This is a genomic window from Bradyrhizobium sp. INPA03-11B (assembly GCF_040446015.1).
Classification (GTDB): Bacteria; Pseudomonadota; Alphaproteobacteria; order Rhizobiales; family Xanthobacteraceae; genus Bradyrhizobium; species Bradyrhizobium macuxiense_A.
In genome coordinates this window covers 45,814-57,646 of the sequence record NZ_JASGSR010000046.1, presented here as the reverse complement: position 1 = coordinate 57,646, position 11,833 = coordinate 45,814, and the positions used below count along the sequence as shown (strand labels likewise).

8 protein-coding genes and 4 pseudogenes are annotated in these 11,833 nt (G+C 57.4%); 5 read left to right on the top strand and 7 right to left on the bottom strand.

Annotated features, from left to right (window positions below):
- Positions 1-187 precede the first annotated feature (187 nt).
- Entirely contained in the window at positions 188-469 is a 282-nt protein-coding gene (locus QMZ05_RS20580) for a helix-turn-helix transcriptional regulator (RefSeq protein ID WP_353702387.1), read from the top strand.
- Between the two features lie 319 nt (positions 470-788).
- Here QMZ05_RS20580 and QMZ05_RS20575 read toward each other — a convergent pair whose 3' ends face one another.
- Positions 789-1,148 (bottom strand): hypothetical protein, encoded by a 360-nt coding sequence (locus tag QMZ05_RS20575; protein WP_353702386.1) that lies wholly within the window; start codon positions 1,146-1,148, stop codon positions 789-791.
- 329 nt (positions 1,149-1,477) lie between these two features.
- On the opposite strand from QMZ05_RS20575, the gene QMZ05_RS20570 reads away from it, so the two are divergent.
- From QMZ05_RS20570 to QMZ05_RS20560, 3 genes and pseudogenes are all read left to right on the top strand, one after another.
- A complete protein-coding gene (locus tag QMZ05_RS20570; protein WP_353702385.1) occupies positions 1,478-1,930 on the top strand; it encodes a LysR family transcriptional regulator in 453 nt (150 codons plus the stop codon).
- Between the two features lie 168 nt (positions 1,931-2,098).
- Positions 2,099-2,380: a helix-turn-helix transcriptional regulator gene (locus tag QMZ05_RS20565; protein WP_353702384.1), complete on the top strand. Its 282-nt coding sequence runs from the start codon at positions 2,099-2,101 to the stop codon at positions 2,378-2,380.
- Positions 2,381-3,185: 805 nt separating this feature from the next.
- Positions 3,186-3,300: pseudogene (locus tag QMZ05_RS20560) on the top strand (methionine adenosyltransferase domain-containing protein); the annotation flags it as partial.
- A gap of 31 nt (positions 3,301-3,331) precedes the next feature.
- On the opposite strand, the pseudogene QMZ05_RS20555 reads toward QMZ05_RS20560, so the two are convergent.
- Positions 3,332-4,917, bottom strand: a pseudogene (locus QMZ05_RS20555) (IS66 family transposase).
- Positions 4,918-4,991: 74 nt separating this feature from the next.
- A complete protein-coding gene (locus tag QMZ05_RS20550; protein WP_353702383.1) occupies positions 4,992-5,363 on the bottom strand; it encodes a transposase in 372 nt (123 codons plus the stop codon).
- A gap of 160 nt (positions 5,364-5,523) precedes the next feature.
- On the opposite strand from QMZ05_RS20550, the pseudogene QMZ05_RS20545 reads away from it, so the two are divergent.
- A pseudogene (locus tag QMZ05_RS20545) lies at positions 5,524-5,741 on the top strand (methionine adenosyltransferase domain-containing protein); the annotation flags it as partial.
- Positions 5,742-6,202: 461 nt separating this feature from the next.
- Here QMZ05_RS20545 and QMZ05_RS20540 read toward each other — a convergent pair.
- The 4 genes and pseudogenes from QMZ05_RS20540 to QMZ05_RS20525 form a co-directional block, all read right to left on the bottom strand.
- Positions 6,203-7,591 (bottom strand): aspartate aminotransferase family protein, encoded by a 1,389-nt coding sequence (locus QMZ05_RS20540; RefSeq protein WP_353702391.1) that lies wholly within the window; start codon positions 7,589-7,591, stop codon positions 6,203-6,205.
- 1,061 nt (positions 7,592-8,652) lie between these two features.
- Positions 8,653-9,216 (bottom strand): GNAT family N-acetyltransferase, encoded by a 564-nt coding sequence (locus QMZ05_RS20535; RefSeq protein ID WP_353702382.1) that lies wholly within the window; start codon positions 9,214-9,216, stop codon positions 8,653-8,655.
- A 518-nt stretch (positions 9,217-9,734) separates the two neighbouring features.
- Positions 9,735-9,861: pseudogene (locus QMZ05_RS20530) on the bottom strand (integrase core domain-containing protein); the annotation flags it as partial.
- Positions 9,862-9,976: 115 nt separating this feature from the next.
- Positions 9,977-11,320, bottom strand: coding sequence for an LLM class flavin-dependent oxidoreductase (locus QMZ05_RS20525; RefSeq protein ID WP_353702381.1), 1,344 nt, complete (start codon positions 11,318-11,320; stop codon positions 9,977-9,979).
- Positions 11,321-11,833: the final 513 nt, after the last annotated feature.

Below are 11,833 nucleotides of genomic sequence, written 5' to 3'. Positions count from 1 at the left end.
ATCAGGTGTTGTTCATCGCGGGTCGTCGGCACCTGATGGTTCGGCGCGACGTCGGCCAGGATCTAATGCGATCTTTTTCATTTAAGCTTACGCGGGACTTCGCCCATCAGCACTCTGAACGAAACTTACCGTAATAGTAGGCTTATGTCCAGTGGTTTTATTATCCGCTAAATGGCTACTTTGACGCATGAAAGCTCGTGTGCTTGTGGCCTGGAATGTGCGCCGGATCCGCGTCGATCGCGATATTCCGCAAGACCAATTGGCCTACGATGCGGGGATTGACCGCTCCTATATGGGCGGTCTCGAGCGGCAACAGGCGAACCCGACAATTGATCTTCTCGACCGAATCGCCGAGGCGCTAGGTGTTGATCTGTCTGAGCTGTTTGTTCGGCCCCCCAGAGAGGCGACGGCTCCAAAGACCTTGCCTAAAGGTCGTAAGAGGGTGCGTCCACCTCGCAAGAAGCGATAGTCCTCCTCGCAGAAGAGCCACTTTATGGCGCGCCGGGCCGCAAAGGCACTGGACGACAGTTCTGCTTGAGCAGAACGTGGCGCGGTTCGCAGCCGCAAGGCGCGGCGTGCCGGCGGCGCCATCGTCACCGAAGTCACGGTCTTCACAACGGCTACGAGCCTTGTTACCGATGGGCATCAGGAACTGCCGCGCTTGAGGGATTTCTGGGGAAGATAGATGCCCTCATGATCCGCCTCCTGATTCTCTTGTCATCGCCCGCATCGAGGCGTTGATCGCAGGCCATGGCAACGCGGCAATGCTGTATCGGACGCAAACCCAATTAGAGGCTGGCGCCGGCATGATCCTGATCGATTCGAAGATTCAAGATCGAACGGTTTTCGCGAGCCTGGACTGGATCGGAGTCGCCGGTGATCGTGCCGAACGCCAGCAGAATCTCGATGGCACGAGGAGCAACGCGGAGCGCAATATCCGCATCACGACCTAAGGCAATCAGGGCATCCGCGCTGCTGCAACGGCCATGCTGGCACCCTTGTGCCGAATCGTTGCTGATGGCCAGTCCAGAGCGAAGGACATTCAACCATCGGAAGAGCTTTTCCGCCCTCAGAAAGCTGAAGCTCGCTTTCCTTCGCTGAACGCCGTCTTTAGCACCCTCGTAACCAGCTAGATCTCCAGAAGCCACTCAACGCCCGAGCTCCCGCTCCGGCGCCATCCTCGTGCTATCGGAAAGATTTGAACAAGCGGCTTTGTCCGCTCGAGAGTCGTGCGCTGTCGACTGCGAGAACATTGATCGCGCCCGACTACATTCGCGCGCTTGAAGATGCCGGCGACAGCAATTGAAGTCGTGAGCCTAACCGTACGAATCGTACCGAAAGCCGATTTTTGCGCGCGAGATATCAATGGTAAGTAGTAATCCGGCTATACGCACCGAATATTGTGATGCAGCATTCATTGTGACAATGGCGTGCATTGGCAACGAACGGACATCTCAGAATCCTACCGGAGAGGAAGATGGCTGCCGAACACGATGAAGTACCGCTCAATGCAATCCGGGCGTCTGTGACCATCGCGCGAGAAAGAAGCGTAACGCGCGCTGCTACCGCGTTGGGAACAACGCAGAGTTCGGTCAGCCGTTACCTGGCTGTGTTGCAGGAATACTTTGGTACAGACCTCGTGGAACGGCGGGGCCGGCGGAGCGAATTGACGGAATTCGGAAGCCTATTCGCGAACACCGTTGCCGAACCGCTCGATACGCTGTGCTTCACCGCCAAGAGAATGCGGCACCGGAGCCAACCGGAAGCCAATCGAATTGTGGTCCGCACGTCGCTTTCCAACTTCGCTTTCTCCCTTCTGGTGCACGATCTACATCGGCGTGCAGCGCGGTCGGTGCCTTCATTCGGGTCGGCGTCGGCGCCTTCCGCGTCAAGAAGTCGCCAACACGCCAGCAGGGGCTACTCGTCATAAGTCGTCAGCAACGGCTCATTTAGCGTAACATCGGCGACATCCGGATCCACTGGCTTTTTCATTGAAGCTTATGCCCCGAGACGGCTCATCTGTATTCTGACCTAACTTACCGTAATAGGATTGTTATAGCCAGTGGTTTGATGGTCAGCCGAATGGCTGCCTTAGCGCATGAAAGCTCGTGCGCTTGTGGCTTGGAACGTGCGCCGGATCCGTGTGGGTCGCGGCATTCCACAAGAGCAGTTGGCTTACGATGCTCGGATCGACCGCTCCTATATGGGCCGCATTGAGCAGCAAAAGGAGAACCCGACGATTGATCTTCTCGAGCGCATCGCTGAAACGTTGGATGTTCATTTATCCGAGTTCTTTGTTCAGCCAACGAAAGGTGCGACGGCTCCGAAGACCTTGCCTAAAGGTCGGAAGCCGAAGCGTCCACGTCGCAAGACGAGATAGCCCTTCTCCCGGCAAAGCCAATTTATGCCGCGCGGCCCGTAACGGGACCGGGCGACAGCTCTGCTTGAGTTGACCGGGGACGCAAGCTGCGAAGTCATGAGGTTGGCAAGCTGCTGAATTAGAGACGCGCTGAGGCCGCATATCTTTCCGCGACTAGGGTCTATTGGAGTTCAGGATAGCCATCCGCGCTTGGTTGCGATTGAAGGTATGGAAACCCAACTAGTGCGAAAATGGAGCCGCTTGGTCTTGGCAAGCGAGAGATCCCGACCGCAGCGGTACGGGCAATCGGACCGCTACCGCCGATACCGTCCTCCAGAAACTCGGGCGACTTGTCAGCCAATTTTTCGGGACAGAACACTACAGGAGACAGCGAGCTATCGTACCAGCTACGGCGCTGGAGAAAACCAATTGTTGAGACAAGGGACTAAAGAACTGAGTTAGTTCCGACACGTTAGCGGATGGAAGCAATTGACATACGTCAGAAATGCGAAACCGCGCCATCGCATAGCTGATCTTGGAGAGCGCCTGCTGAACTATAACGCGTCGTGCTCGCGCCATTTACGGAAGTGGACGCAGGGAAGGTGAGCGCCCAGCGCTCTCGATAGATCGAAACCTGCACGGTGCCTTGCACCGCCAGGAGCAAGTCGACTCGCACTCGCGAAACTACTCGAGAACACTCATGTCCCTCTTAATTAGCGAGAGAGCCTCTAGCCGCCTCCCAAGCTGCGCGACTGGCAGACAGTCTAAGTCAGCTGCGTATTCCAGTGCTAACCGCTTCTGATTCGGCCCGCTCGGCCGCGACGTCGCCCGCTATGCCACCAACAACATCGTCGTGGCCGGGTCTCGCCGACCACTGCACGCTGCAACTCGCCTACACCATCGGCTTGGCACGGCCACTATCGATGTACATCGACGCCCACGACACTAGTAGTAAGCGACAAGCTGAGGCCGTCACACGGCGTGGTTCCATGGCATAAGCGCGTCGATTTCGCTGCTCGGCCAGCCGTTGGCGATACGCTGAAGTGTTAGGGCGAGCCAGGCGAACGGATCGACGTTGTTCATTTTCGCTGTCTGCAGCAGTGTTGCGATGGTCGCCTAGGTTTGTCCGCCGCCGTCGCTGCCCGCGAAGAGGCTATTCTTTCTCGTAATTGTTTGTGGCCTGATGGCGCGTTCGACGATGTTGGAGTCGAGCTCGATGCGACCATCGGTCAGGAAGCGTCCGAAGATGGCACGGCGCGAGACGGCATAGCGGATCGCCTCAGCCAGTTTTGATTTGCTGGAGATCCGCCGCAAGGTCTGCTGCCCGAGATCGAAGAGATCTGCGACGATCGCCGCGGAGGCTTGCTGGCGCGCGGCAACGCGAGCGTCGGGGCGTTGACCGCGCACGGTTTTTTCGACCTGCCAGAGCTTTGCCATTTGCCCGACCGTCGTCGTTGCCACTCTCGAGCTCCCTGCAACATGCAGAGAACTTGCGTCTGCTGTGTGACCAGCAGCCAGCCAATGTGATGCCATCATTGCCGCGATCGGGTCGCGCCAACTTGTTATAGGCAGCGTGGCCATCCACCTGCGGATACCGCGATAGCCACTGAGATGCCGGACAGCACATTCGCCAGAGCGGCCGTCTTCGAAGCGATAAGCCACCATCGGAGGACCGCTGCGGCCAAAGGTTCGGTCATCCCGGGCATAGGCCCATAAGTAGGCCGTCTTCGTCGATCCGGAGCCGGGAGCGAGCGTCGGCAGGGTGGTTTCGTCGGCAAAGACCCGTTCGGCCTTCTTGACTTCGCTGAAGATGTAGTCGGCCACGATCTCGAGCTCGAAGCCGAGCTTGCCCATCCATTGCGCCATCAACTGGCGGTCGAGCTCGACCTTGTCGCGGGCGTAGATGGCCTCCTGCCGGTAGAGCGGCTGGCCATCGGCGTATTTGGCGACGGCGATCTGGGCCAGAAGCGCTTCCGCCGGAATGCCTCCTTCAATGATATGGGCCGGGGCCGGCGCCTGGATGACGCCGTCCGCGTTCTTGAAGGCATACTTGGGACGGCGCGTGACAATCACACGGAACTTCGCCGGCACCACATCGAGACGCTCCGACACGTCCTCGCCGATCAGCACCTTCTGCTTACGGCATACTCAGCCAGCTCTTCCGGCTCAATGACAGTTTCGATCCGTTCCAGATGGGGCGCAAAGCCCTTGCGCCGACGCGGTGCACGCTTGCCGTCCGCTCGCTCACGGCTCTTGCTGACCTGGGCCTTGATCGCAGCGATGCCGGTCTCGATTTCCTCGAAGACCAAGGCCTGCTGTTCATCGTCGCCGTTCGCAGAGCCGAGCTTTTGCGATCGTCGGCCGAACCGGGCGCGGTCGAAGGCCTTCAGGATCTGCGTCAGCCGCTCGATGCGCGCATCGGCATCGGCGTTGCGCGCCTTGAGATCGGCGACCTCGCTCTCCAGAGCATCGGCGCGGGCCGCCTTCTCGGCCATGGCAAGCACCATGGCCTTCAGCGTCTCTACGTCATTCGGGAGGCTGAGATCGGGCGGCGTCATTGACTCGACCAGAGCACATTTTGCTCCGCTTCTCTTGCCCTTCCAGGCCGCTGATTCACTTCGCCGCAGTGCTTTTACCCGACGCTGGTGGATGGGATGGACTGGAAGCGGGTGATCTGGGCAGTCCGTTCGGCGTGCGCCTCGCCGACATCCATGCCGGCGCGCACGACGACCTCGCCAATGGCAATCTCGATCACTGGGCCTGCCACAGACGCCACCACACCCTCACAACTCGAGTGCCGCGAGCGATAACGCCGCTCGGCCCGAGCGTCACGGCGCCAGGCGAACAGCTGCGACGGGTGAATGCCGATCCGGCGGGCGATCGCCGATACGCTCGCGCCAGGCTCCAGCGCCTCCGTCACAACTTGCGCCTTGAACTCGTCCGACCAGCGTCGACGAAGCTGCCGCGGCGCTCCCTCAAGACGGTCGGCGACCGCTTCGATCATATGGAAGGTTCTAGTTCCAGAACTAGGCGCAGACATAGAAGCTCACATCGGCTCACAAACTCAGCAGCCGATAGCCGATCGCTAACCCACTCAGCCAGACGGGGTCTCTTTGCCGCTTACCACTAGTAAGGTGCCGGAGGGTGTGCTCGAGACGGCCGCCGCGCAGACCATGGATCTCGCTCCGCGCAGCATCGGCGCCCATCTCGACCTCAACCACCCGATCTACGCCCGCACCTGGGCCTACGGTCATTTCGGCCGCACGCCCGACAATGACGGCCTCTCTCCTGGAAGAGGACCGATTTGGTCAAACGCCGAAACGCAGCGTGTAAATTGTCACGTCATTTCGGGGGGCGGCCCGAAAGACCGCACCCGGAATGACAGCTACAGGAATCCCGCATGAATGCCCGGTTTGATCAATTACATCAGTACCAAGATTCACGAGGTGTTCCCGAACCGCTACGATTGCTGTCTCGCTCGCGGCAATACGAGCGCAGGGTCCAGCCGCCGCCTGAGGGACGAGGACGAAACTGCATTGACATCATCATGCGATCCGCGGGTAATAAGTCGCGGTCTGGTCTTCGACCTCGCGCACCCGCGGGCCCTTTAAGGCGGGGCGAGAGTAGCACCTTGCTGCGGTGGCGCCGTTCTGTGTAACACCCTCGATCGGACCGGACGCGTGCGCACAACCATCGCCATCGCACCGCCGATGTTCTCCCTCTGTTAGCCGAGTTTCCGCATAATAATCGCTTCACCAGCCGGGATCACGGCGGACGGCCGGCTCCGGCCGAAGTTCACCTTAAGGGCATGCCCCCATAAAGTGCAGCCGATAGATTGAGTAGCTATTGCGTCTTCTTTCTGTACACCTCTATCGCGTCTAGCAGATCTTGATGACTGTCTAGAAAGCCCGAGAACACATCCACGATGAACTCGGCGTCGGCGCGCGTCATCGGTGTCGAGATCGAAGCGGCAGCGCCAAGCGGCAGGATAATGCCATTCTCCGCAAAGAAGCGCGAGAGCTGCTTCATGAGAGTTGCTCCGGCAGTCGTGGGATAGATCTCGCGATAGTCATTCGGAGTTTGTGCCCGCGGATGGACGCGAAACAGCGAAGCGGCTCCGGTCACGCATAGCGGCGCGTCCCGGATTGAGATGGCCCGTCCGATCCCGTCCCGGACAATATCTCCAAGGATCTCAAGATGTGCGAAAGCCGCATGATTTAGATGCCTCATTGCGGCCAGCCCCGCTGTCATAGATAGAGGATTGGCCGAAAACGTACCACCCTGCGGAAGCAGTGGCCGCCCCGCTGAAGCATCGAAGACTTTCATCACGTCCTCGCGGCCGCCGATTGCTCCAATCGGCAAACCGCCGCCGATGATCTTCCCCATCGTGACGAGGTCCGGAACCAGACCGTAACGGGCTGAAGCACCCTGGAAACTCTGCCTAAGATTCAGCACCTCATCAGCAATCACCGGAATGCCGTTAATACGACCCGCCTCCTGCACCGCAGCAGTGAATTCAGGTTTCGGCGCAACTAGACCACCCCGGCTTGGCATCGGATCCAAAATGATGGCGGCAAGATCGTGCGCATGCAGTGACATCAACCGGCGGACGCCTTCAACATCATTGAAGCGGAGCACAACAACTTCATCGAGCACACTTGTGGGCATTCCGCGATAGAAGGCCGTAGACTTGGGTGCTATTGGGTCACCCCAATTGTCCGGTGCAGCCGCTTGACTGACCTCGACCCAGTCGTAGGCGCCATGATAGGAGCCCTCGAGCTTCGCAATTTTCGAACGTCCGGTGAAGGCCCGCGCAGCCTTGATCGCGAACAGCACCGCCTCAGTTCCCGTATTGACGAAGCGAACACGATCAATCCCCGGAATGCGGCCGCAAAGGAGTTCGGCGAGTTCGATCTCGCTCTCTGTCGGATTCGCGAAGCAGCTGCCGCGCTGGAGTTGATGGGTCAGAGCTTCCACCACGGGCGCGAAAGCATGGCCATGGATCAATGTCGTGAAGTTACAATTGAGGTCGAGAAACCGGCGGCCGTCGACGTCGAACAGATAGCTGCCCATCCCACGCTCGACATAGAGCGGGGCTGGATCTCGCTCAATGGTTGCTCGTGACGTTCCGTCAGGGAAAACCAGCCGCGCTCTGGCAAAGCTGTCCTTAGATCTCTGCCCAACGCTCGGAAATCCGTCCCCCGTATCGGAACTTACAAGCCCCCAGTTCATGGTATCCTCATCGATTTTCTTCGCCATTTCTGCTGAGCGGGCCGGCCCCCACCTGTATTTTGCGCTCCTGCCATTTCGCGGGTTCTCCGGAGCGCCGGAGCGTTTCTCTGGAGTGATGTCGAGCCAATCTGAGCATAGCAGCGATCCTGCCCCCGTGCTGAACCGCTAAGACTAGGCTTGTGTCCTCAACTCCCGACGTATGGCCCGGTGCGTTCACGTATTTCGGAGCGCCAGGAGCCGCTTCGTGTTGGCGGACCACGGTGCCCTTCAGATGAGCCGCATCATCACTTGTAGAGCGAGTTGCTAACCGATGGTACAAATTAACAACGGATGGAGACACTACCGATTCTGGTGAGAATGGTACCTTGACTGTCGTCACGTATCAGCCTTCAAGTGGCGCCAGGCAAAGAGAAGCCGCCGAGACAAACTTCCAGCAGCGAAACGTTCGACACAGGCGTATGGTCAGCCACACGCCTACGTCTTCAATCTCGCGAACTGAAGCCTACGTGCGCGGGCTGCGCCTCGATACAGACTAGAGGAAGATCACCCCTTCGGAGTCCATGCCCAGCCAGCTCGCGCGCCGGTTTCGAATCCGATGTGCTCGGCGTCAGGCGCATGCTTGCGAAGCAGGCGGGTCAACGCGACCGGATCACATTTGACCTTTCCTTCGAATATCCCTTGTCCCATCTCGCCGACTACGCATCGCCGTTTCGATCTGCGACACGTGCAGCCCAACATATTGTCTCATTATAGCGCACAGAATCTTTTGGCTCCGCGAGCTTGGCAATAGCGAGAGTACGGAGTTGCCCCTTGACGTCTTGATGTACTGAGCATGCTGCGAGAGCGCTAGTGGTCCCACAGTCGTCCAGATTGCTGCCCGCGCAAAACAAGACCAAGTCTTCGCGAACGGGATCCCTGAAGACAGTAGGCCGGAGATGACCTCGGAAGAGCGAGCATCCGATATTCCACCTTTGTCGACCGTAAGCTACGCATGATGTTTAAGAGCAGGTAATGTACGCTGTATGTGCGCGATCTCAAGTCCGTCGGCCGCACTTCGAAGGTCATGCAAATCTTGCAGCGGACGAATCCGGAATGCGGCGGCTTAGTCCATGTCGCCGCCGGGGATCCGAACGCGGTCGGCCCACGGCGTTGCCCTGGGCTCGTGAGTCAACGTGCAACGGAAACTTGAGGCGTGGGCCGATCTCTGCAAAGCCCGCCTTCACGTACAGGGCGGAATTGGGACTTCGGCTCCACGCCGGTTGCCTGGGCGCGCCCACTTCAAGCTGGCTCCAGCCTTTTGCCCTCCCAAGGCCAACGGCGGCCTCAATGAGGCGCATCGCCACCCCGGACGATCGTTGATCCGGTACAACGTAGATTTCAGTGATAATGCCGTACGTTCCATGTGCAACAAACGAGGCACTTTCCGATAACATGATGATGCCCACGGGGCATTTTTTGGCGCAAGCCAGAAAACCGTAGACGCGTTCTTTCATGGCGAGCAAATCGGCAACCAGCTGAGTATCTAGCTCGGCCAGCACATCGCCGCCCAGTTCGGCAAGCAGAGCTCCAACCAGCTCGGTCACGGTTGTGGCGTCATCGGCAGACACTTCCCGTGTGGTCACCATGTCACATCCTCCTCCAACCTGAACGTCCAGAAGCCATAGTGGGTAGTGAAGCTCCCACATCGCACAACCATAAGTAGGTATATTCTCATAGTGAATCCTACATGACGGTTCAAATCACGTGTCTTGGAGTTGATACGTGTTCATGTCACTTATTTCTGAAAGAATTCTGAGACACTTCAAAAGTGTGCGGCAGACTATCAATTCAGTAAAGCTCGCGAATTTGACTCTCTCCTGTCGTAGAATAGCTTCAGAGCCGCAGAGCTAATTGTCTCAAGATGTGCCGGACGTACGAGTCCAAAACGGACTATTCTTCGTCGCGCGAAGATAATAACCTTCCATAGTTTCTTGCACCACACCATGTTTGTTGTTGCGCGATATATAAGCGAGACCGCAGTTTGGACCACTTAGAACCAGAGTTTTGCGCCTCTATCACGTTGGCTGGTTGGTTGCGCTGACGTCGTTTGCAGCAAAATCGGCGGTCGATTGCCGATTGCCCCATGGGTCCGTTGTTCGTTTTAGTATCTGCACCAATCCTCTACTTTTCCTGCGCGTCCCCACAAGGCAGAGGAACCAATGGGCGTTGACGCATTCGGCGCGGAAGCGGTCGCTGAAGCCCTCCATGAAGGCATTGTCGGTCGGCTTGCCTTGAAAGGGGCTGCAAGGAAGTGGGCTTCCGGTGACGATTCGCCTCGATCGACGAGGGAATTCGGGGACGAAAACTCTAGCCAAGAATTTGCCGGACGCAGATCAGGCAGGTGACCTATACTGCCCGCGCGAATTGATTGAGTGGGCGCGCGAGACCGAGGTTCTCCCTTAGGGTTTGTCCAGAATATGCAGATCTGAATTTTCCTCTTCGGCGCAATTCGGGAACGACGAGCTCAACAAACTCCTTGAGTTCACCGGGATACGTCACGGGCATTACGTTAAATCCGTCGGCCGCGTGCTGATCAAATGTATCAACCATGACGTCGGAGATTTCGTCCGGTGTTCCGACAACCATGAGATGGCCTTTGCTGTCCGATATAGAGCGGATCAGTTGCCTCCATGTAAGTTTTTGGCGAGCGGCTAGGTCGAGGAGCACCTTTTGGCGGCTCTGGATTAAGTTCGTCTCGGGCAACGCCTCGGGGACTAACGCATCAAGATTGATTGAACGTAAGTCGGTTACAAATCCCAGCCAACGCTCGGCTGCTCCAATTAGAACATCGATGTGCGTATAAGATTGTAGTCTTTGAAGCTTCTCAAACGCTTCTTGCTTGGTCTTTCCGACGACCGGAACAATGCCCGGCATGACTAGTACCTGATTGTCCTCCCGCCCTAGCGCGCGCACTTTCTCTTTGATAGTTGCGTAGTATCGCCTCCCCTGCTCTAAAGAAGGTGCGGCTGTGAACACAACCTCACCGAATTCTGCAGCGAACTCTATTCCGGCATCGGAAGCGCCAGCTTGGACCAATACGGGATACCCTTGCGGCGACCTTGCAATATTTAGTGGCCCCCTGACTGATAAGTAGTCTCCCCGGTGGTTAAGTAAATGCAGCTTAGCAGTGTCAGCGTAAATACCACTTTGCTTGTCGCGAATGAAAGCGTCGTCTTCCCAAGTGTCCCAAAGCCCCTTGACAACCTCCACAAATTCTTTAGCCCGAACATAGCGCGTATCATGATCCGGAAGTTCCGCTTCGCCGAAATTCTGCGCTTCGAATTTAAATCCCGACGTGACAATATTCCAGGCAGCACGCCCCCGCGACAAGTGATCAAGTGAGGCGAACATGCGTGCAAGATGATAAGGTTGATGGTAGGTCGTCGTCGCTGTCGCGACAAGGCCGATGTCTTGTGTCCTCGATGAAAGCGCTGACAAAAGCGTGATTGGCTCGAACCCGTCGTTTCGGCTTACACGAGCTAGGCTTGCATGATCTGGTTCTACTACGCTTGGACTATCGGCGCGGAATAGGAAGTGAAATGCCGCGCCCTCGGCAAGCGCCGCCAGATCAGCATAATGGTCAATATCAACCCCGCCTTTCGCTGGTACGTTCGGATCTCGCCATGCACTCTCGTGATATCCCGCCTGTCCGAGAAATAATCCAAGCTTCATTTCGCCATTTCGCTGCATACCATTTCTCCTTTTGATTGGACTTGATTATCCTCGCGCATACGCACCTCAATGCGAGACTTTTCACAACGGCCGCGCCGGAATGCCATCGCACACCTCCATGCGAAAGGAGAGCAACCTGGTTGCAGCAGGGCTGATCGAGACTGGACTTCAGCACGCAAGGCCTGCAGATCAGGGGCGACGGCGACAATAGATCGCTGGTGTTGCAGGCCGACCTCCTTGCAGATGGGGCTTGATTGAGCTGATGCTCGTCAGCCGATAGGTGACATGCCTCTACTATTTAGATCAACTATGGGTCTTGGTAGTCGAGCGCGCGCAGATTGTTGCACCTCGTGATATGGGATGGAAGCATCCACAGCTGGCCCTTAATGATCACGGCGGGATTGTTGGCGGAAACGAATCAACAATCGAGCGCATTCGAAAGGGCAATGCCCCTATCGCGCTCATCACGCCGATCGACTTGATCATGCAGTCCTGGAGGACTTTCAATCGCGTCAGCTTGATCTCAGCTAA